Raw genomic sequence first — 18,560 nt, forward strand, 5'->3', positions numbered from 1 at the left:
GCCCTGATGAAGGGCACCGCAAATGCATATCGCAAGGCTAGCAGGATGTCCCGCCAGCGGCGACGCGCTCCAGCGCGGCGATGTCCGCGGTGAAGAACTGCTCGTTGTGCTTGCCCGTCCTGACCAGCAACCCGAGGCTGGCAAACTCGGTGATGACGCGGCTGACCGTTTCCACCGTGATGCAGAGCATCGCGCGCAGGTCCTTGAGGCTGAAGTGATAGATCCGGTTGCTGTCGCCGTCGCGCAGTCTCAGCAGCAGGCGCGCCATGCGCTCCCGCACCGGCACCGAGCCGGTCAGGTCGACCAGCCACTGCTCGGTTTCCTTGAGCGAGGATTGCAGTTGCCGCATCATGTTCCACTGAAAGCTCGGGTATTGCATGCACAGCTTCGCCACCACCGAGAGCGGAATCCGGCAGCCGCGCACTTCGCCGACGGCAACCACGTCGTGCTGTACCGTGCCGGCCAGCATGGCATCGACGCCGACGACATCGCCGGGCTTGATGACGCGCACGATTCTCTGCTCGGTTTCTCCGTCGGGGTGGCGCACCAGTTTGACGGCGCCGGTGCGAATCACCAGCAGCGTCTCGGCAGGCGCATCGAGATGGTAGATGGTTTCGCCATGGGAGTATGAAACGTTGTCGATCTCGACGTGCAGCGCAGCGACTTCCTCATGTGCCAGCCCGGCAAAAAAAGCGTTCTCTTTTCCGTCGCAGGCCCGGCATTCCTTGTTGCCGTGCCAGGCGGTGCAATGTGTGTTCATGAGTAGCATGCAGGTCTCCCGTCGAATAACTCGTCCGCAGCAAACAAGATTGCAAATGACGATCCTGTTATAAAACTTGAAGCGGTAAGCAATCATATGAGATTGTCGGAATTCTGTCGCCCACACATGATGATTTATTGATTTAAATCAATATAAAACGTGACAGGCCATCCCCTGATGGCATGCCGCCCTTTCAGCTTGCATTACCTTTTACCCCCGGCTACCATGGCGTCATAATAACCCGCGCTCAAAGCGGGAATAACCGGAGCCTGTTTTTCGATGAAAGAGCGTCAATTCGTTCACGAAAAACGCGAGGAATGGGAGGCTTGGGACCGTTGGCTGGCTGACCGCCGTAGAAAAAGGGGCGAGGCACCTGTTATTGCTCCCGAAACATTACCCCGACGTTTTCGCGCCCTGTGCCAGGACCTTTCCCTGGCGCGGGACCGTCGCTATTCGAGCTACCTGCTCGATGAACTCCATGCCCGCGTCTTGGCGGCGCAGCAGCGCATCTACGGCGCGCGCCGGGGCGGGGCGGCGGCCTGGCTGCGCTTCCTGCTGCACGGCCTGCCGGTAAGGGTGCGCGCGGAGCGGCGGCTGGTGCTGGCGTCGGCACTGCTGTTTTTCGTCCCGCTGCTCGCGGTGCTGGCGCTGCTGCAGTTCCAGCCGGAGGGCGTTTTCTTCCTCATGTCGCCCGACTCGGTCGGCAATTTCGAGGCCATGTACGCGCCGGACGCCAGGCACCTGGGCCGTCCGCGCCAGGCCGAGGACAACGTCGCCGCGCTCGGTTTCTATATCGCCAATAACGTCCGCATCGATTTCCAGTGCTTCGCCGGCGGCATGCTGTTCGGGCTGGGGAGCATCTTCTACCTGGTCTACAACGGGCTGATCATCGGCGCCGTGGCGGGCCATCTTACCCACCTCGGCTACATCGAAACCTTCTGGGGCTTCGTCGCCGGCCACAGCTCGCTGGAGCTGCTCGGGGTGGTGCTGTCCGGCGCCGCCGGGCTGAAGCTCGGCCTGGCCCTGGTGGCGCCGGGGCGCCTGCGTCGCGTCGACGCGCTTCAGGTGTCGGGTCGCGGCGCGACCGAGCTGATCGTCGGCGCGGCCTTGCTGACTTTCAGCGCCGCCTTCGTCGAGGCGTTCTGGTCGCCCCTGCGCAGCTTCCCGGTGGAGATCAAGTATGTCCTCGGCGTGGCCGGCTGGTTGGCTCTGCTCGCCTACCTTCTGCTTGCCGGCAGGGAGCGCAGTGGCGCTTGAGAATTTCGCCATCGAGGCGCGCCGCCGTTCCGGCTGGGAGGCGCTCGATCTCGGGCTGGTGATGCTGCGCCAGTGGCGCGGCCCGGTCTATCGCGCGTGGTTCGCTACCTGGGGCTTGTTCGCGTTGGCCCTGTCGCCGCTGCTGTGGTGGTCGCCGGTGTGGTTCGGCGTGCTGGTGTGGTGGCTCAAGCCGCTGTTCGACCGCGTGCTGCTCAAGGTGTATGCCGAGGCCACGTTCGGCGCGGCGCCGACGGTGAAGGAAGTATGGCGCGCCTTGCCGGGACTGATTCGCCGCTCCGGCATGTTCGCCGGGCTCACCTGGGGGCGCATCAACACCGCCCGCTCCTTTCTGCTGCCCATCGTGCAGCTGGAGGGACAACGCGGCCGCGAGGGGCGTGCGCGTCGCAAATTGCTGTCGCGCCGCAGCCTCGGTTACGCGGTGTGGCTGACACTGGCCTGCGTCCATTTCGTCGTGTTCCTCGAACTGTCCGGCCTGCTGCTGGTGGAAATTCTGCTGCCCAGCGAGGCGCCCGACCTGTTCGAGTGGGGTGCCTATTTCAAGGGCGAGCAGTCGCGCTGGGCCATCGTTTTCGCCAACCTCGCCTGGCTGGCGGCGGAAAGCATGGTGGAACCGTATTATGTCGCCGCCGGGTTCAGTCTGTATCTGGCGCGCCGCAGCGAGCTGGAGGGCTGGGACATCGAGGTGGCGTTCCGCCGCCTGAGCCTGCGCAAGGCGGCGGAGCACGCCGCGCCGCTGCTGCGCGTGCTGGTGGCGGGGTTGTTCGGTCTGCTGCTGGCAACGGCTGCGCCGCAGGCGGGGTGGGCCGGCGAAGCGGTGAAGTGCGCTCCCGCGGCGCCTGCACCCTCGGCCAAGGCGACGCCCGCCCGCGAGACGCTACGCAAGGTGCTGCAGGACCCGGTGTTCGGCTGCTCGGTGCCGGACACCAAGTGGGAACGGCGCAGCACGGACGACCCCAAGCCGAGTCCGCTGCCGGCCTGGCTGCGCATGCTGGGGGAGTTCGGCAAGGTGCTCGCCAGGTTGCTGCAGGGCGCGGTGTACGTGGTGGGCGCCGGGTTGATCATATTCCTCGCCGTGCTGCTTTACCGTCGCCGCAACGACTGGCTGGGCGGCCCGCGTGCCGCCGCGCTGCCGGAAACCCTGTTCGGCCTCGACGTGCGCCCCGAATCCCTGCCGGCCGACGTAGGCGCCGCCGCACGCGCCCTGCTGGCCGGCGGCGATGTCGCAGGCAGCTTGTCGCTGCTGTACCGCGTCGCGCTCTCGTCGCTCCTGCACCGGCGCCACATCGACTTCCGCTCGGGCGATACCGAAGCGGACTGCCTGGCCCGCACGCGCAGCAAGGTGGCGACCGGGGCTTACGCTTATTTCTCGCGCCTGCTCGATGCCTGGAAACTGACGGCTTACGCTCACCAGCCGCCCGCGGCCGCAGAAATCGGCGCGCTGTGCGACGACTGGGCGACGCATTTCGGGGCCGGCGCATGACGCGCCGCGCCTTGTTCTGGTGGGCGCTGGGTGCCGTGGCGGTGACGGTGCTGGGGAGCGCCTGGTTCCTCAGCGAATTCACACGCGTGCCCACCACGCACTGGGAAAGAATGGGGCCGGAAGCGCGCAAGAACAACTACCTCGCGCTGCAGCGCTTCCTGGTCCGCATGGGCCGGCCGGTGCGCGTGGTGTCGGATGCGCACCAGCTGGAAAAGCTGCCGCCGGGCGGGGTGCTGATCCTCGACCGCGAGCGGCGCCGCAATTTGCCGCCGGAGCGGGCCGAAGCGCTGTTGCGCTGGGTGGCCGGGGGCGGCTACCTGATCGTGGCAGCGGAAAACGCGGGGACGGAAGATGCCGTTCTGCGGCGTCTCGACGTCTCGTGGTACGAGCCGCCGCACAAGGCCGCAGAAGAGGACGAACCGCTCCCGCACACGCCGGCCGCGAAGCCGGCGCCGCGTCCGAAAACCGTCCCGCTGCCCCTGCCCGGTGTCGAGTCGCTTGCCCTGGATCGCGTTGGCGCCGGGCTGGTGGCCGGCAAGCGGAAACCTTCCTGGCAGGCCGAGCGGGAGCCGGGCCAGGCGCAGGTGCTGCACTATGCCTGGGGCGCCGGACAGATCACAGTGTTCAACTGTTTTTGCCCCTTCATCAACGGCAACATCGGCCAGTATGACCATGCCGATGTTGTCTGGTCGCTGCTTTCCGCCTACCAGCCCAGGGGGCCGGTTTGGCTGGCCGCGCGCCTCAAGGTGCCGAGCCTGTGGGAATGGCTGGCGGAGGCTGCCTGGATGCCCCTGGTGAGCGGCGCGCTGCTGATACTGCTGTGGCTATGGCGCATCGTGCCGCGCTTCGGCGGCCTGCGCCGCCTGCCCGCGCCCGAGCGGCGCGGCCTCGCCGATCATCTCGCCGCGGTCGGACGCGGCGTGTGGCGCGCAGGCGGTCTGACCCACTGGCTGCAGCTGGTGCGCCAGTCGCTGCTGGGCACTATCGCCAAGCGCCATCCCCATGTGCTGCAACTGCCCGCCGCCGAACGCGCCGCCGCCCTGGCGCGCCTCAGCGGCATGTCCACCGCCCGCGTGCACCAGGCGCTGGAAGGGCGCGGCAGCGATTCTCCCCGCGCTTTCACCGACACGCTGCGGGCCATACAACAACTGCAACAGCGACTCTAGGAAAAAACATGGCAGCTCTCAACGACGAACAGCTCGCGAAAACCTCTTCCCTGCTCAATGCCCTGCGCGCCGAACTCGGCAAGGCCATGGTGGGCCAGAAAGACGTGGTGGAGGAGGTGCTGATCGGCCTGCTGGCCGCTTCCCACGTGCTGCTCGAAGGCGTGCCCGGGCTCGGCAAGACCCTGCTGGTGAAGGCGCTGGCGCGCACTTTTTCGGGCCAGTTCTCGCGCATCCAGTTCACCCCTGACCTGATGCCGTCGGATGTCACCGGCCACACCATCTTCGACGCCGCCAGCAGCAGCTTCGTCACGCGCAAGGGGCCGGTGTTCACCCATCTGCTGCTGGCGGACGAAATCAACCGCGCGCCGGCCAAGACCCAGGCCGCGCTGCTGGAAGTCATGCAGGAGTCGCAGGTCACGCTGGAGGGCAAGGCGCTGCCCCTGCCGCAGCCGTTCATGGTGCTCGCCACCCAGAACCCGGTGGAGCAGGAGGGTACCTACCCCTTGCCGGAAGCCCAGCTCGACCGCTTCCTGCTGAAGATTCGCATCGCCTACCCGAGCCGCGAGGAGGAGGCGGCACTGACGCGCCAGGTCACCGAGCGCCGCACCGGCGGCGAGTTGGCGGTGGAGCAGGTGGCCACCGTGGTCGGACCGCAGCACATCGTTTCGCTGCAGACCGCCACCGCCCACGTCGAAGTGGACGACCGGGTGCTCAACTACGCGGTCGCCATCGCCGCCGCCACGCGCGATTTCCCCGGCATCGCGCTCGGCGCCGGGCCGCGCGGCAGCATCTCGCTGGTGCGCGCCGCACGGGGGCGCGCCTTGCTGGCCGGGCGAGCCTTCGCCACGCCGGACGACGTCAAGGCGGTCGCCCTGCCGGCGCTGCGCCACCGCATTTCTACCACACCCGACGCGGAAATCGAGGGCAAGGATGCCGATGCGCTGCTGCGCCTGCTGCTCGACCAGGTTGTGGCGCTGCGCGCCTGATGATCCCGCACCGCCCGCTGCTGATCGCCGCCTGGGCCTGGCTCGCGCTGGGCCTGCTGGCCGTGATCTGGGCGCAGCTGCTGGCGCTGTGGCTAGGTGCAGGCGCTGTATTGGCGCTGACGGCGCTGCTGGACGCCGTTCTCGCCCGGCGACGCGGCAACCCGCTGAGTTTCGAGCGCGAAACGAGCCATAGCTGGCCGGTGGGCCGGCAGCAGAACGTGACGCTCAAGCTCGCCTGCGCCGCACGTCCGGCGGCGGGGTGGATACAGGACCGCCACCCCGACTCCTTCGAGGCCGAAGGCTTGCCGGCGGCGTTTCGTGTCGCAGCGGGGCAGTGGACCAAGCTGTCCTACCGGGTGCTGCCGGACCAGCGCGGCGTCCACCGCTTCGGCGCGGCAGAGCTGCGCCTGGTTTCACCGCTGGGTTTCTGGCTCACTCGCCATGCCGTGGGCGAGGGGCAGGCGGTGCAGGTTTACCCCGATTTCGCCAAAATCTCCCAATACGCGCTGTTTGCTGTCGACAACCGTCTGTCGCAGATCGGCCTGCTGCGCCGGCGGCGGCGCGGCGAGGGGCTGGATTTTCACCAGCTGCGCGAGTATCGCAGCGACGACTCGCCGCGCCAGATCGACTGGAAGGCGACGTCGCGCATGGGCAAGCTGATCGCGCGCGACTACCAGGACGAGCGCGACCAGCAGATCGTGTTCATGCTCGACTGCGGCCAGCGCATGCGCGCGCGCGACGATGCCCTGTCGCACTTCGACCATACCCTCAACGCCATGCTGCTGCTGGCCTACGTGGCCCTGCGCCAGGGCGACGCGGTGGGGCTTTCAACCTTCGCCCACGATACGCCGCGCTTCTTCGCCCCGCGCAAGTCGCTGGACACCGTGCAGCGCCTGCTCAACACCGTGTTCGACCTGCAGCCCAGCCTGCGTACCCCGGATTACCGGATAGCGGGCCAGCACCTGGCGGGGCGCCTGACCCGGAGGTCGCTGATCGTGCTGCTCACCAACCTGCGCGACGAGGACGATGCCACCCTGGCCCCTGCGCTAGCGCAGTTGCGGCGGCGCCACCTGGTGCTGGTCGCCAACCTGCGCGAAACCGGGCTGGACCGTATCATGGCCGAGCCGGTGGGCGATTTCGATACGGCCCTGACTTTCGCTTCCGCCACCGATTATCTCAAGGCGCGCGAGCGCCAGATCAGGATGCTGCAGGCGGCGGGAGCCAGGGTGCTCGACGCGGCCCCGCCGCAGCTGCCGATGGCGCTGGTCAACCGCTACTGGGAGCTGAAGCGCAGTGGGGTGTTCTGATTGTTTTTCAACCTGAAAGAAGGAGTCTCACCATGGAACCGACATCATCCTCAAATCCCTTCTCCGCGCCTGCGGCGCGCGTGTCCGACTACGCTGCCGAGGAGGAGGGCGCGCTGCTGTCCGAACCGGAACGGCTCGACGCCGGCCGCGGCTTCGCCTGGATAGGCGAGGGCTGGGCGCTGTACCGCGAAGCGCCGGGGATGTGGGCCGGCATCATCCTGGTGCTGGGCATAATCTTCATCGTCATGTCGATGATCCCGCTGGTCAACTTCGTGGTGTCCATGATCATGCCGGTGTTCGTCGGCGGGCTGATGCTCGGCTGCCATGACCTGGAGCGCGGCGAGCCGCTGGAATTCAGGCACCTGTTCGCCGGCTTTCAGGAGCATTTCGGCAAGCTGTTCGTTGCCGGCCTGATCTATGCCGTGAGCGCCTTTGTGGTGATGTTCCTGAGCGCGTTCGCGATGATGGGAACGATGGGGATGTCCGTGATGACCGGCGGCAACCCCGGTGCGGTCGCGCCGCTTACGATCTTGCTCTGGGTTGCGGTCATGATGGCTCTCCTGGTCCCCCTGCTGATGGCGATCTGGTTCGCGCCGGCGCTGATCGTCAGGCACGACCTTGGCGCGATTGAGGCGCTCACGCTGAGCTTCAAGGGTTGCCTGCGCAACATGCTCCCCTTCCTGCTGTACGGCGTTGTCACGCTGGTGCTGGCCTTCGTCGCCACCATTCCGTTGGGTTTGGGCTGGTTGGTGCTGGGGCCGGTGATGGTCGCCGCGCAGTACGTCGGCTACCGGGAAATCTTCGTTGGCTGAGCTGTCCGCGCTCGACACCCTCCGGCGCGTGGCGACGCCGGAAGGCTGCGAACTGACCCTGCGCCTGGCGGGGCCGGTGGTGCGCGCGCGCGCCTGGCTGATCGACGCCGTCGCGCGCTGGATGATCCTGGTCATCGCGCTCGTGGTGCTGAGCAGGCTCGGCGGGTTCGGCTACGGGCTGGCCGCCATCGCCTATTTCGTCGTCGGAATTCTGTACCCGATCCTGTTCGAGGTGTACTGGAACGGCCAGTCGCCGGGCAAGCGGCTGTCCGGCCTGCGGGTGCTGCGCGACGACGGCACGCCGATCGACTGGAGTGCCGCCACCGCGCGCAACCTGCTGCGCTTCGTCGATGCGCTGCCGCTCGGCTATGCGACAGCCCTCGCGGCGATGTGGATCAATCCGGACGGCAAGCGCCTGGGCGACATCCTGGCCGGCACGGTGGTGACCTACACCGCAAGTGCCAACGGCAAGACCAAGCCCGTCGAGACGCGGCGCCACGGCATACCCGAAGCACCGCCTTTTCCCCTGACGCAGGAAGAGCAACGCGCCTTGCTGGAGTTCCACCAGCGCGCCCCGCTGCTGACGGAAGAACGCGCGGAAGAACTGGCGCAGCTGGCGCTGCCGCTGACTGCCGGGCTGGAGGGAGGAGCGGCCCGGGCACGGCTGGACCGGATTGCCGAGTATCATATGGGAGTGGCGTTGCGGGAGAGGTCGCAGTAGGTTTGTGCGCTCGGGTGCGCCAGTCTCGTTCGACGCCCGATTTTTCTCTTGACACATCCATACCGGTCGGTATCTAATTCGTCCATGCAATCCAAACAGCCCGACCTCACTCGCGACAAAGTCCTCGAAGCGGCATTCTGCGAAATCCACCGCAGCGGCTTCCAGGCGGCGAGTATCGCCAACATCCTGGGTAGCACCGGCCTGACCAAGGGCGCGCTGTACCATCATTTCCCCACTAAGCAGGCGCTGGGTCTGGCGGTGGTGGACGAGGTCATTCGGCCACGGCTGGAGTCGCGCTATTACATTCCCCTGCGGGAAAGCGAGAAACCGCTCGATACCCTGCTGGGGTTCCTGGAGACCATGGCGGAACGCGCCGATGAACTGGTGCTGCTGGGCTGCCCGCTCAACAACTTGATGCAGGAAATGAGCCCCATCGACGCCGAGTTTCGCGGTCACCTGTGCGCTGTGATGAATGCCTGGCGCGAGGCGATGGAAACGGCCTTGCGGCGCGCTCAGGCGCAAGGAGATTTGCGCGCCGACGTAAACTGCGCGGATACCGCGCTATTCATTTTTTCCGCCTGGGAAGGTTGTATCGGCACGGCCAAAAACCTGCAATCCCATGAAGCGTTATTTGTGTGCAGCCGGCAACTGCAAGCTTATATCCGCAGCCTGCGCGCCACCTGAAAATTTTTTCCTGCAAACCATACCGACCAGTCGGTATTTACTCAAGGAGGACTACCATGCCGTTGATCTACACCGTTTCACCCGCCCAGGCGCAAGGCCAGGTGGCCGAGGTTTACCGTCAAAGCGCGGCTATCCTGGGCCATGTTCCCAACGCCTTCCAGATGTACAGCGCGAGTCCCGCCCTGCTGGAAACCCAATGGCAGCAAACGGCTTATTTCATGCTCCATCCCAACCTGAGTTTCCCGTTGCTGGCGCTCACGCGCATGCTGGTGTCGCAGGATCACCAGTGCGATTACTGCATCGACTTCAACGCCGCCATGCTGATCGAACGCGCCGGCTTTACCCCGGAGCAGATCGCCTCCACCAGGCGCGACGCGGCGGCGGCGCCGCTCGACGCCAGGGAAAAGGCCATGCTGCTGTTCGCGCTCAAGGCCACGCGCGCCCCTAAAGAAATCGGCGCCGCCGATATCGACGACCTGAAAGCGCTCGGCTAGGCCGAGAGCGACATGCTCGACGCGGTCACCCACGCCGCGCGCAACATGGCGGCGGACGTGGTGTTCAACACCTTCAAGGTCGAACGCGACGCGTGACCGCGCACTTTTCAGGAGATGGCCCATGCCTTGCAGTCCGGTAGGGCTGTTTTCACGAACTCATGTAACCAACAGGAGGAAACTCTCATGAACGTCAGTCTGGCAATCGAACAACGGCGTGCCGTCAAGGCTTACGACCGCGACCACCGCATGAGCGAGGCGGAGAAGGAAAGACTCTTCTCCCTCGCCATGCTTTCTCCTACCGCCTTCAATATCCAGAACTGGCGCTTCGTGGTGCTGGACGATCCCGAGCTGCGCAAGCAGGTCCGCGCCGCGGCGTGGGACCAGGCGCAGGTGACGGACGCTTCATTGCTGGTGGTGCTCACCGCCGACCTCAAGGCCTGGGAAAAGGAGCCTGCGCGTTACTGGAAGGATGCGCCCGAGCCGGTGCGCGACTACCTGGTGCCGGCGATCGACCAGTATTACCGCGGCCGCGAGCAGGTGCAGCGCGACGAGGCCATGCGCTCCTGCGGCATCGCGGCGATGAACCTGATGCTGGCGGCGAAGGAAATGGGCTACGACTCCTGCCCCATGGACGGCTTCGATTTCGACGAGGTGGGCAGGCTGATCAACCTGCCGCCAGACCATGTGATCGCCATGTTCGTGGCGATCGGCAAAGGCACCAGGGAGCCTTACCCGCGCGGCGGGCAACTGCCCATGAGCGAAGTGGTGATTCGCGACCGTTTTTGACATCCGGCTGGCGTGCGTGATAAAACGGGCTTTCCCGTTTTCACGAGCGCCCGTCCATGTCCGAATGCTGCGATCACGACAGTTTCGCCTTCCCGCCCCAGGGCGGCATCGGCATCCCGCGCGCCGGACAGTTCGACGGCGTGGCGTTCGAGAAAGCGGTGAGCGACCTGCTGCTGGCGTGTGGCGTATCCCCGGATTCGACGCATACCGGCAAGACCGCCAAGCGGGTGCGCGATCTGTGGGAAAAGCGCTTGCTGGGCGGTTACGACCTCGATCCTGCGACGGTGCTGGGCGACGGCTTCGAAGACGCCCGCGAAGACATGGTGGTGGTGCGCGGCATCGCGGTGCACGGGGTGTGTCCGCATCATCTCGTGCCGTTTCGCGGCGTGGCGCACGTGGCCTACATCCCCGGCGGGCGCCTGCACGGCTTCGGGCGCATCGCCCGCCTGGTGGACGCCATCGGCCACCGCTTCACGTATCAGGAATGGATGACGCGCGACATCGCGGAAGCGCTGGTGAGCTACGGCCATGCCAAGGGCGCAGCGTGCGTGATCGAGGCGGAGCAGTTATGTCTGTTGCTGGGAGAGGACCGGCGCGGGGATGAGCGTGTTTATACCCAGGCATTCACCGGCTGTTTTCGCGACAGCGACCAGTTGCGCATGGAGTTCCTGCGCGCGGTTCAGGGGCCGTTGCGGTAGCCCAAATCAGGCTGTCGGCCGCACCCGGACAATGATGTCCACGCCTTCGGTGACCAGGCCGGGCGGCAATTGGGGCAGTCCGGTGAGTCCGATGTCGTCGACGTCTATGTCGGTTAGTTCGCCGGTTGCGACATTGTAGAAATGGTGGTGGAGGTGGGTGTTGGGGTCGTAGAACACCTTGCTTGGATCCACGATCACTTCGCGGATCATCTTTTTTTCCTGGAACAGGTTGAGCGTGTTGTATACCGTGGCTTTCGATGTTTCGCTGTGCTTGGCATTGACGATGGCCATCACCTGATCGGCGCACAGATGCTCCTGGTGCGAGAACAGGGCGAAAGCGATCTCGATGCGCTGGTGGGTGGGGTTGATGCCGTGCTGCCGGAGCAGGTCGGCCATGTTGTCGCGGGTATAGTCACAGGTATTCAAAGGAAAATTCTATCCAAACATTTGGAACATGTCTAATTTGTTTTGCCATGGATGCTGTCATGGACTTGATTTTTGCCAAATTCGCCCCTAACTGGCATAACTGAATCAATTTTTCGGAGATATTCCATGCCCTATTTCGTCTATAAAGTTACGACTTTCCCTTTCAAGCAATTCGAACTGGCTGCCCAGTTCGACGCCTTCAAGGAAGCGAGCGCGCACGCCAAGGAACTGCGCAAGACAGTCGCGTCCGATGACAAGGTCGTGGTTAAAGTCATGTTCGGCGAGAATCAATTGCAGGCTGAAGACATCCTGAACCAGGAACGCGAGCCGCAGCCGACAACGGGTGAGGATTACTAGCCGGTGTTGAACGAGGGCGCATACCAGGACGCATACGATGGCGCGGTGCGGCTTTCCTGCCCCTTCGAGAAGGCCATCCTGAGCCGTTGCGCCGGTTGCGATCAGGCGCACGGTTTCAACATCGCCGAGCGCGAGGCGACGGCGTGCAAAGCGCCGGTGGCGCGGGAAAATTGCCTAACGCTGCACGCCCTGCTGCATCAGAACGCGGCTTTTACCCTCAAACTCATGCATCCCGGCGAGCCTTTGCCTCATGCCAAGGAACTCAAGATACAGTGCGGCGGTTTGCTTGGAACGCAACAGCTATTCGAGCCAGAGACTTCAGTTGTGGTGAATATCCATGGCCTGATCGGGGAAATTCAGCGGCGTTTCGGCAGCATGCAGGATGTGCCCTATCTCGAGGTGGTCAAGGCCATCTCGGCTTACGAGGCACGTCGCAGGCGTTAGGGTCCTTACTTTCGCGCCTGGTAAACGGCCATGATGGACCTGAGTTCGTCGAGGGTCGCCAGTCTCTCTTCGACCGTTAATTCCAGCGTGTCCGCGACCGGTTCGCCCTGCTCCAGGGCGGCGATGATTTTCGTTACTTCCTCGCAGCCTTTCAGGCTCAGCGTTTCGACACATTGATGAATTTTTGTCTGGTCCATGGCTGGCGGGTTCTGGCTGGTTACGGGAGTCGGTGATTTGACCGCTAAGGCTTGAAACGTTACCATGCCCCCATTTTGCGAACAAGGGGATTTGGGATGCGCGAAAAACTGGTCGCGGGAAACTGGAAAATGCACGGCAGCCTCGCCGAGAACAAGGCGTTGCTGGATGCGTTGGTGCCTCAGTTGGCGAGCCTGAAGGGGGCGTCCTGCGCGGTGTGCGTGCCATACCCTTACTTGTTCCAGGCGCAGCAAGCCTTGCAGGGCGCGAATGTGGCCTGGGGTGCGCAGAATCTGAGTCAGCACGAGAAAGGCGCGTTTACCGGCGAGGTTTCCGCCTCGATGCTGGTGGATTTCGGCTGCAAATACGCGCTTGTCGGACACTCCGAACGTCGTGCCCTGTACGGCGAGGATGATGCAACGGTAGCGGCGAAATTCGTTGCGGCACAGAAAGCCGGCCTGACCCCGATTCTATGCGTGGGTGAAACTCTGGCAGAGCGCGAAGGCAATATCACCGAGCAGGTTGTTGCGCGCCAGTTGGACGCTGTACTGGCAGTTGCCGGTGTGGCAGGACTGGCAAAAAGCGTCGTGGCCTATGAGCCGGTGTGGGCGATCGGTACGGGCAAAACAGCTTCCCCGGAGCAGGCCCAGGCAGTGCATGCGTTCATTCGTGCCAAGGTCGCCGAGGCGAGTGCGGACGTTGCTGCGGGTCTGGTTATTCAGTATGGGGGTAGCGTAAAAGCCGCGAATGCGGCACAATTGTTCTCTATGCCGGATATCGATGGTGGCTTGATCGGCGGCGCTGCCCTCAGTGCCGAAGAGTTTGTGGCGATTTGCCGCGCCGCCCAATAGGGCGAGTGTTTTTTCGAAGGTTGTTGTGTAAATGGAAACAGTAGTCTGGATTATTCATGTGCTGGCTGCGCTTAGCGTTGTCGGCCTGGTTCTGATGCAGCATGGCAAAGGCGCCGACATGGGCGCGGCTTTTGGTAGTGGCGCGTCGGGTAGCCTGTTCGGTTCGTCGGGTTCGGCCAATTTTCTGAGTCGTGCCACGGGGATTCTGGCGACGGTGTTTTTCATCACCAGCCTGACCCTGGCGTATTTTTCCGGCACCAAGACAAAATCGGCAGGCTTGATGGAAAGCCAGAAGCAGGTGTTGCCGGCAACGCAGCCTGCTGCACCCGTAAATCCTCTGGGTGTGCCGGCTTCGAAAGCCAAGGATGTTCCGAACTAAGAGTTTTGCATGACGTGCTGTATTAAGCGCGTCATTAAGTTTCAAAGCCGATGTGGTGAAATTGGTAGACACGCTATCTTGAGGGGGTAGTGGCGAAAGCCGTAGCAGTTCGAGTCTGCTCATCGGCACCATAATAAGATAATGTTATAGTTTTATAACTATATTCTATAACATATTGAAAAATAAAAATAAAAAGGTAACGTCCAAGCTTGACACACAAGGCCTGTCGCGCCTAAGCTTCCTTCTAATTTGACAGACTATTCGCGGAGCTGCGGAATGTTGGAAAACTATTTTCCAATCTTGGTGTTCATAGCAGTTGGCCTCATGGTTGGCGTGGGGCCGATGGTGGCCGGTTTCGTGCTCGCCCCACACCGTCCCGACACGGAAAAACTCTCTCCTTACGAGTGCGGGTTTGAGGCGTTCGAAGATGCACGTATGAAATTTGACGTGCGCTACTATCTCATCGCCATTCTCTTTATCCTTTTTGACCTGGAAATTGCCTTTCTTTTCCCTTGGGCCGTGGTGCTCGGTGAGATAGGCATGTTCGGCTATGTCGCAATGGTGATATTCCTCGCCATCCTGGTCGTCGGTTTCGTATACGAATGGAAGAAGGGGGCCTTGGAGTGGGAATAGAAGGCGTCTTCGAGAAGGGCTTCATCACGACGACCGTCGATACGGTCATCAACTACACCCGCACCGGTTCCTTGTGGCCCATGACTTTCGGCCTGGCTTGCTGTGCGGTGGAAATGATGCAGGCGGGCGCTTCCCGTTACGACCTCGATCGTTTCGGCATCGTCTTCCGCCCCAGTCCGCGCCAATCCGATGTGATGATCGTGGCCGGGACGCTGACCAACAAAATGGCACCGGCCTTGCGCAAGGTTTACGACCAGATGGCAGAACCGCGCTGGGTCGTTTCCATGGGTTCCTGCGCCAACGGCGGCGGCTATTACCACTATTCATATTCGGTGGTGCGAGGCTGCGACCGCATCGTTCCGGTAGATGTTTACGTTCCGGGATGCCCACCAACGGCGGAAGCGCTGCTGTATGGCCTGATCCAGTTGCAGAACAAGATCAAGCGTACCAACACCATTGCCCGCTAGAGAGCCGATTCCACACATGAATGCTTTTCTCCAAGGTCTTACCAACTCGCTGAATAATGCGCTGAGCGGAAAAACCTTCGTCCTCAGCGAGCGTCTCGACGAGCTGACGCTGGTAGTGCCGGATGCCGACTGGGTGGCGGTGGCTCAAATTCTGCGCGATCACCCGGAATTGCACTTCGAGCAGTTGTCGGACGCCTGTGGTATGGATTACAGCAGTTATGGCGATGGATCATGGCAGGGCCGGCGTTTCGCCGCGGTTTACCACCTACTGTCGGTCAGTCTCAATCAGCGTTTGCGGGTGCGGGTTTTCGCCCCGGATGACGAGTTCCCGGTCGTGCATTCCGTTACGCAGGTCTGGCCCGGAGCAGATTGGTACGAGCGCGAAGCATTCGATCTTTATGGCATCGTGTTCGAAGGCCACAACGACCTGCGCCGCATCCTGACCGACTACGGCTTTATTGGTCACCCGTTCAGGAAGGACTTCCCCCTTTCCGGTAACGTGGAAATGCGCTATGACCCGGACCAGCGCCGCGTGATTTACCAGCCCGTCACCATTGACGAGCGTGAACTGGTGCCGCGCACCATCCGCGAGGACAGTTACAGTGCCTGAAATCAGAAATTACACCCTTAATTTCGGACCCCAGCATCCGGCCGCCCACGGCGTGTTGCGCATGGTGCTGGAACTGGACGGCGAAGTCGTGATGCGCGCCGACCCGCATATTGGCCTGCTGCACCGCGGCACGGAAAAACTTGCTGAGTACAAGACCTTTCTCCAGTCGGTCCCCTATATGGATCGTCTGGATTACGTGTCCATGATGTGCAATGAGCACGCCTACGTGATGGCGATCGAAAAGCTGCTCCAGCTCGAAGTGCCGATCCGGGCGCAGTACATCCGCGTCATGTTCGACGAAATCACCCGCATCCTCAACCATTTGTTGTGGATCGGCGCCCATGCGCTGGACGTCGGCGCGATGACCATGTTCCTCTATGCCTTCCGCGAGCGTGAAGACCTGATGGATTGTTACGAGGCGGTATCCGGCGCGCGTCTGCACGCCGCTTACTATCGCCCGGGCGGCGTTTACCGCGATCTCCCGGACAGCATGCCGCAGTATCAGACAGCCAAGATGCCGCGTCATAGCGAAAGCGACATCAAATTCATGAATGAAAACCGGCATGGTTCGATGCTGGACTTCATTGAAGACTTCACCCAGCGTTTTCCGACCTACGTCGATGAATATGAGACGCTGCTCACGGATAACCGCATCTGGAAGCAACGCACAGTCGATATCGGCATCATCACGCCCGAGCGCGCATTGGCCAAGGGGCTGACCGGCCCGATGCTGCGCGGCTCCGGTCTGGCATGGGACATCCGCAAGCAGCAGCCTTATGAAGTGTACGACCGCATGGACTTCGACATCCCGGTGGGCACCAATGGCGACTGCTACGACCGTTACCTGGTGCGCATGGAAGAAATGCGCCAGTCGAACCGCATCATGAAGCAATGCGTGGATTGGCTGCGCAAGAATCCCGGTCCGGTGATTACGGACAATCACAAGGTGGCGCCGCCCAATCGCGAAGCAATGAAGTCCAACATGGAAGAATTGATCCATCACTTCAAGCTGTTCAGCGAAGGTATGCATGTTCCCGCGGGCGAGGCTTACTGCGCCATCGAGCATCCCAAGGGGGAATTCGGCATCTATCTGGTTTCCGATGGCGCCAATAAGCCATACCGCCTGAAAATACGCGCACCAGGCTTTGCGCACATGCAGGCCATGGATGAAATGGCACGCGGCCACATGATTGCCGACGTGGTGGCGCTGATGGGCACGATGGACATCGTATTTGGGGAGATCGACCGATAATGTTATCGCCCGCATCTCTAGCGAGAATTGATAAAGAAATTACGAAATATCCCGCCGATCAGAAGCAATCGGCGGTGATGGCGGCCTTGCGCATCGCGCAGGACGAACTCGGCTGGCTGGCTACCGAAACCATGGACTTCGTTGCCGGCTATCTCGGCATGGCGCCGGTGGCGGTTTACGAAGTAGCAAGCTTCTACAACATGTACGAGCTGGCCCCGGTCGGCAAGTACAAGATCACGGTATGCACCAATCTGTCCTGCACGTTGATGGGCTCCGACACCATTGCCGGATACTTGAAAAACAAACTCGGCATTGGCTTTGGCGAGACTACCGGCGATGGACGCTTTACGCTGAAGGAAGGCGAGTGCATGGGCGCCTGTGGTGACGGCCCGTTGTTCCTCATCAACAATAAACGCATGTGCGGCTTTCTCACCAGCGAGAAAGTCGATCAGGTTCTGGCGGAGCTCGAATAATGGCGAATGAAGTCATCTTCCACTCCATCCATCAGCCCGAATGCTGGAAATTATCCAATTATCTTGCCGGCGGCGGATATGAGACGCTGAAAAAGGTTGTAACGGAAAAAATTCCAGCGGAAGAAATTATCAGCCAGGTAAAGACGTCCGCCTTGCGCGGTCGTGGCGGGGCGGGTTTTCCCACTGGCCTGAAGTGGAGCTTCATGCCGCGCCATTTCGAGGGCGACAAATACATCGTCTGCAACACAGATGAAGGCGAACCTGGCACGTTCAAGGATCGCGACATCATCCGCTTCAACCCGCACCAGGTCATCGAAGGCATGGCCATCGCCGCCTACACCATGGGCGTGAAAGTGGGCTACAACTATATCCACGGTGAAATCTGGGAAGCCTACGAGCGCTTCGAAGAAGCGCTGGAAGAAGCGCGCGCCGCCGGCTTCCTGGGTGATAACCTGTTCGGTACCGACTTCTGTTTCAACCTGCACGCTCACCAGGGATATGGTGCTTACGTGTGCGGAGAAGAAACGGCGCTACTGGAATCGATCGAGGGGAAAAAGGGTCAGCCGCGCTTCAAACCGCCGTTTCCGGCGAGTTTCGGTCTCTATGGCAAGCCCACCACCATCAACAATACCGAAACTTTCGCCAGCATTCCCTACATCATCCGGCATGGGGGGCAAAAGTTCCTCGAACTGGGCAAGCCGAACAACGGCGGCACCAAGATATTTTCCGTGTCAGGGCATGTTAACAAACCGGGCAATTTCGAGATCGCGATGGGAACGCCCTTTGCAGAGCTCCTCGAAATGGCCGGTGGGGTTCGCAGCGGCCACAAACTGAAAGCAGTTATCCCCGGCGGTGCTTCCGTGCCGGTGCTGCCGGGCGAAATCATCATGGATTGCACCATGGATTACGATTCCCTGGCCAAGGCCGGTTCCTACCTCGGCGCGGGTTCGGTGATCGTGATGGACGAGACGGTGTGCATGGTGAAGGCGCTGGAACGTCTGTCCTATTTCTATTTCGAGGAATCCTGCGGGCAGTGCACCCCGTGCCGCGAAGGCACCGGCTGGCTGTATCGCGTGATTCACCGCATCGAACATGGGCAGGGGCGTCCGGAAGACCTCGATCTGCTGGCCAGCGTGACCAACAATATCTCGGGGCGCACCATCTGCGCGTTGGGCGATGCCGCCGCGCTGCCGGTACAGGGTATGCTCAAGCACTATCGTAATGAATTCGAGTATCACATCGAGCACAAGAAGTGCATGGTATGAATACAGCACTCAGCCTTCAGCATTCAGTTGTCAGCA

Annotated in this window: 24 protein-coding genes and 1 tRNA gene; 22 read left to right on the top strand and 3 right to left on the bottom strand. The window is 62.2% G+C overall.

Features of this window, described 5'->3' with window-relative positions:
• Positions 1-37: 37 nt before the first annotated feature.
• Positions 38-769 carry a Crp/Fnr family transcriptional regulator gene (locus SKTS_RS03340; RefSeq protein WP_173060312.1) on the bottom strand — a complete coding sequence of 244 codons (732 nt, stop codon included), beginning with the start codon at positions 767-769 and terminating at the stop codon, positions 38-40.
• A 270-nt stretch (positions 770-1,039) separates the two neighbouring features.
• Between SKTS_RS03340 and SKTS_RS03345 the strand changes: the two genes are divergently transcribed.
• The 11 genes from SKTS_RS03345 (at position 1,040) to folE (ending at position 11,172) form a co-directional block, all read left to right on the top strand.
• On the top strand, positions 1,040-2,017 hold the full coding sequence (locus SKTS_RS03345) for a stage II sporulation protein M (protein ID WP_173060315.1): 978 nt from the start codon (positions 1,040-1,042) through the stop codon (positions 2,015-2,017).
• The gene (locus SKTS_RS03350; protein ID WP_173060318.1) at positions 2,007-3,518 is read left to right on the top strand and encodes a hypothetical protein; all 1,512 of its coding nucleotides are present in this window, start codon (positions 2,007-2,009) and stop codon (positions 3,516-3,518) included. Before SKTS_RS03345 ends, SKTS_RS03350 begins: the two co-directional genes overlap by 11 nt.
• Complete coding sequence (locus tag SKTS_RS03355) at positions 3,515-4,684, top strand: DUF4350 domain-containing protein (protein ID WP_173060321.1); 1,170 nt, start codon at positions 3,515-3,517, stop codon at positions 4,682-4,684. The genes SKTS_RS03350 and SKTS_RS03355 overlap by 4 nt, the downstream gene beginning before the upstream one ends.
• Before the next feature lie 8 nt (positions 4,685-4,692).
• Positions 4,693-5,670 carry an AAA family ATPase gene (locus SKTS_RS03360; RefSeq protein WP_173060324.1) on the top strand — a complete coding sequence of 326 codons (978 nt, stop codon included), beginning with the start codon at positions 4,693-4,695 and terminating at the stop codon, positions 5,668-5,670.
• Complete coding sequence (locus tag SKTS_RS03365) at positions 5,670-6,977, top strand: DUF58 domain-containing protein (RefSeq protein ID WP_173060326.1); 1,308 nt, start codon at positions 5,670-5,672, stop codon at positions 6,975-6,977. The genes SKTS_RS03360 and SKTS_RS03365 overlap by 1 nt, the downstream gene beginning before the upstream one ends.
• Before the next feature lie 32 nt (positions 6,978-7,009).
• On the top strand, positions 7,010-7,789 hold the full coding sequence (locus SKTS_RS03370) for a BPSS1780 family membrane protein (protein WP_173060330.1): 780 nt from the start codon (positions 7,010-7,012) through the stop codon (positions 7,787-7,789).
• Positions 7,782-8,510, top strand: coding sequence for an RDD family protein (locus tag SKTS_RS03375; RefSeq protein ID WP_173060333.1), 729 nt, complete (start codon positions 7,782-7,784; stop codon positions 8,508-8,510). The genes SKTS_RS03370 and SKTS_RS03375 overlap by 8 nt, the downstream gene beginning before the upstream one ends.
• A gap of 84 nt (positions 8,511-8,594) precedes the next feature.
• Positions 8,595-9,194, top strand: coding sequence for a TetR/AcrR family transcriptional regulator (locus SKTS_RS03380; RefSeq protein WP_173060336.1), 600 nt, complete (start codon positions 8,595-8,597; stop codon positions 9,192-9,194).
• Between the two features lie 56 nt (positions 9,195-9,250).
• On the top strand, positions 9,251-9,688 hold the full coding sequence (locus SKTS_RS03385; protein WP_244617428.1) for a carboxymuconolactone decarboxylase family protein: 438 nt from the start codon (positions 9,251-9,253) through the stop codon (positions 9,686-9,688).
• Positions 9,689-9,871: 183 nt separating this feature from the next.
• Positions 9,872-10,474 (top strand): nitroreductase family protein, encoded by a 603-nt coding sequence (locus SKTS_RS03390; RefSeq protein WP_173060339.1) that lies wholly within the window; start codon positions 9,872-9,874, stop codon positions 10,472-10,474.
• A gap of 56 nt (positions 10,475-10,530) precedes the next feature.
• Positions 10,531-11,172 carry a GTP cyclohydrolase I FolE gene (folE, locus tag SKTS_RS03395; RefSeq protein WP_173060342.1) on the top strand — a complete coding sequence of 214 codons (642 nt, stop codon included), beginning with the start codon at positions 10,531-10,533 and terminating at the stop codon, positions 11,170-11,172.
• Between the two features lie 6 nt (positions 11,173-11,178).
• Here the strand turns inward: folE and SKTS_RS03400 are convergent, their stop codons facing one another.
• A complete protein-coding gene (locus tag SKTS_RS03400; RefSeq protein WP_173068888.1) occupies positions 11,179-11,568 on the bottom strand; it encodes a Fur family transcriptional regulator in 390 nt (129 codons plus the stop codon).
• Between the two features lie 156 nt (positions 11,569-11,724).
• On the opposite strand from SKTS_RS03400, the gene SKTS_RS03405 reads away from it, so the two are divergent.
• The gene (locus SKTS_RS03405) at positions 11,725-11,955 is read left to right on the top strand and encodes a hypothetical protein (RefSeq protein WP_173060345.1); all 231 of its coding nucleotides are present in this window, start codon (positions 11,725-11,727) and stop codon (positions 11,953-11,955) included.
• A 6-nt stretch (positions 11,956-11,961) separates the two neighbouring features.
• Positions 11,962-12,399, top strand: a complete 438-nt coding sequence (locus SKTS_RS03410) for a hypothetical protein (protein ID WP_173060348.1) — start codon at positions 11,962-11,964, stop codon at positions 12,397-12,399.
• Positions 12,400-12,404: 5 nt separating this feature from the next.
• Here SKTS_RS03410 and SKTS_RS03415 read toward each other — a convergent pair whose 3' ends face one another.
• Positions 12,405-12,596, bottom strand: a complete 192-nt coding sequence (locus tag SKTS_RS03415; protein WP_173060351.1) for a hypothetical protein — start codon at positions 12,594-12,596, stop codon at positions 12,405-12,407.
• Positions 12,597-12,692: 96 nt separating this feature from the next.
• On the opposite strand from SKTS_RS03415, the gene tpiA reads away from it, so the two are divergent.
• The 9 genes from tpiA to nuoF all read left to right on the top strand — a co-directional run bounded on the left by tpiA (position 12,693) and on the right by nuoF (position 18,524).
• Complete coding sequence (gene tpiA, locus SKTS_RS03420; RefSeq protein WP_173060354.1) at positions 12,693-13,445, top strand: triose-phosphate isomerase; 753 nt, start codon at positions 12,693-12,695, stop codon at positions 13,443-13,445.
• 31 nt (positions 13,446-13,476) lie between these two features.
• On the top strand, positions 13,477-13,824 hold the full coding sequence (gene secG, locus SKTS_RS03425) for a preprotein translocase subunit SecG (protein WP_173060357.1): 348 nt from the start codon (positions 13,477-13,479) through the stop codon (positions 13,822-13,824).
• 46 nt (positions 13,825-13,870) lie between these two features.
• Positions 13,871-13,955, top strand: a tRNA-Leu gene (locus SKTS_RS03430).
• A 145-nt stretch (positions 13,956-14,100) separates the two neighbouring features.
• Positions 14,101-14,457, top strand: coding sequence for an NADH-quinone oxidoreductase subunit A (locus SKTS_RS03435; protein WP_173060358.1), 357 nt, complete (start codon positions 14,101-14,103; stop codon positions 14,455-14,457).
• Positions 14,448-14,924, top strand: a complete 477-nt coding sequence (locus SKTS_RS03440; protein WP_173060361.1) for a NuoB/complex I 20 kDa subunit family protein — start codon at positions 14,448-14,450, stop codon at positions 14,922-14,924. Before SKTS_RS03435 ends, SKTS_RS03440 begins: the two co-directional genes overlap by 10 nt.
• Before the next feature lie 16 nt (positions 14,925-14,940).
• A complete protein-coding gene (locus SKTS_RS03445) occupies positions 14,941-15,534 on the top strand; it encodes an NADH-quinone oxidoreductase subunit C (protein ID WP_173060364.1) in 594 nt (197 codons plus the stop codon).
• Positions 15,527-16,786 carry an NADH-quinone oxidoreductase subunit D gene (locus SKTS_RS03450; protein ID WP_173060367.1) on the top strand — a complete coding sequence of 420 codons (1,260 nt, stop codon included), beginning with the start codon at positions 15,527-15,529 and terminating at the stop codon, positions 16,784-16,786. The genes SKTS_RS03445 and SKTS_RS03450 overlap by 8 nt, the downstream gene beginning before the upstream one ends.
• The gene (gene nuoE, locus SKTS_RS03455; protein ID WP_173060370.1) at positions 16,786-17,259 is read left to right on the top strand and encodes an NADH-quinone oxidoreductase subunit NuoE; all 474 of its coding nucleotides are present in this window, start codon (positions 16,786-16,788) and stop codon (positions 17,257-17,259) included. The genes SKTS_RS03450 and nuoE overlap by 1 nt, the downstream gene beginning before the upstream one ends.
• Entirely contained in the window at positions 17,259-18,524 is a 1,266-nt protein-coding gene (gene nuoF, locus SKTS_RS03460) for an NADH-quinone oxidoreductase subunit NuoF (protein ID WP_173060373.1), read from the top strand. The genes nuoE and nuoF overlap by 1 nt, the downstream gene beginning before the upstream one ends.
• Positions 18,525-18,560: the final 36 nt, after the last annotated feature.

The organism is Sulfurimicrobium lacus (assembly GCF_011764585.1).
Taxonomy (GTDB): Bacteria; Pseudomonadota; Gammaproteobacteria; order Burkholderiales; family Sulfuricellaceae; genus Sulfurimicrobium; species Sulfurimicrobium lacus.

What these genes read in the sequence shown, in the direction of transcription:
- SKTS_RS03340 (WP_173060312.1), bottom strand. Translation starts at nt 769, where the DNA reads ATGCTACTCATGAACACACATTGCACCGCCTGGCACGGCAACAAGGAA.
- SKTS_RS03345 (WP_173060315.1), top strand. Translation starts at nt 1,040, where the DNA reads ATGAAAGAGCGTCAATTCGTTCACGAAAAACGCGAGGAATGGGAGGCT.
- SKTS_RS03355 (WP_173060321.1), top strand. Translation starts at nt 3,515, where the DNA reads ATGACGCGCCGCGCCTTGTTCTGGTGGGCGCTGGGTGCCGTGGCGGTG.
- SKTS_RS03360 (WP_173060324.1), top strand. Translation starts at nt 4,693, where the DNA reads ATGGCAGCTCTCAACGACGAACAGCTCGCGAAAACCTCTTCCCTGCTC.
- SKTS_RS03365 (WP_173060326.1), top strand. Translation starts at nt 5,670, where the DNA reads ATGATCCCGCACCGCCCGCTGCTGATCGCCGCCTGGGCCTGGCTCGCG.
- SKTS_RS03370 (WP_173060330.1), top strand. Translation starts at nt 7,010, where the DNA reads ATGGAACCGACATCATCCTCAAATCCCTTCTCCGCGCCTGCGGCGCGC.
- SKTS_RS03380 (WP_173060336.1), top strand. Translation starts at nt 8,595, where the DNA reads ATGCAATCCAAACAGCCCGACCTCACTCGCGACAAAGTCCTCGAAGCG.
- SKTS_RS03385 (WP_244617428.1), top strand. Translation starts at nt 9,251, where the DNA reads ATGCCGTTGATCTACACCGTTTCACCCGCCCAGGCGCAAGGCCAGGTG.
- SKTS_RS03390 (WP_173060339.1), top strand. Translation starts at nt 9,872, where the DNA reads ATGAACGTCAGTCTGGCAATCGAACAACGGCGTGCCGTCAAGGCTTAC.
- folE (WP_173060342.1), top strand. Translation starts at nt 10,531, where the DNA reads ATGTCCGAATGCTGCGATCACGACAGTTTCGCCTTCCCGCCCCAGGGC.
- SKTS_RS03400 (WP_173068888.1), bottom strand. Translation starts at nt 11,568, where the DNA reads ATGGCCGACCTGCTCCGGCAGCACGGCATCAACCCCACCCACCAGCGC.
- SKTS_RS03405 (WP_173060345.1), top strand. Translation starts at nt 11,725, where the DNA reads ATGCCCTATTTCGTCTATAAAGTTACGACTTTCCCTTTCAAGCAATTC.
- SKTS_RS03415 (WP_173060351.1), bottom strand. Translation starts at nt 12,596, where the DNA reads ATGGACCAGACAAAAATTCATCAATGTGTCGAAACGCTGAGCCTGAAA.
- tpiA (WP_173060354.1), top strand. Translation starts at nt 12,693, where the DNA reads ATGCGCGAAAAACTGGTCGCGGGAAACTGGAAAATGCACGGCAGCCTC.
- secG (WP_173060357.1), top strand. Translation starts at nt 13,477, where the DNA reads ATGGAAACAGTAGTCTGGATTATTCATGTGCTGGCTGCGCTTAGCGTT.
- SKTS_RS03435 (WP_173060358.1), top strand. Translation starts at nt 14,101, where the DNA reads ATGTTGGAAAACTATTTTCCAATCTTGGTGTTCATAGCAGTTGGCCTC.
- SKTS_RS03445 (WP_173060364.1), top strand. Translation starts at nt 14,941, where the DNA reads ATGAATGCTTTTCTCCAAGGTCTTACCAACTCGCTGAATAATGCGCTG.
- nuoE (WP_173060370.1), top strand. Translation starts at nt 16,786, where the DNA reads ATGTTATCGCCCGCATCTCTAGCGAGAATTGATAAAGAAATTACGAAA.
- nuoF (WP_173060373.1), top strand. Translation starts at nt 17,259, where the DNA reads ATGGCGAATGAAGTCATCTTCCACTCCATCCATCAGCCCGAATGCTGG.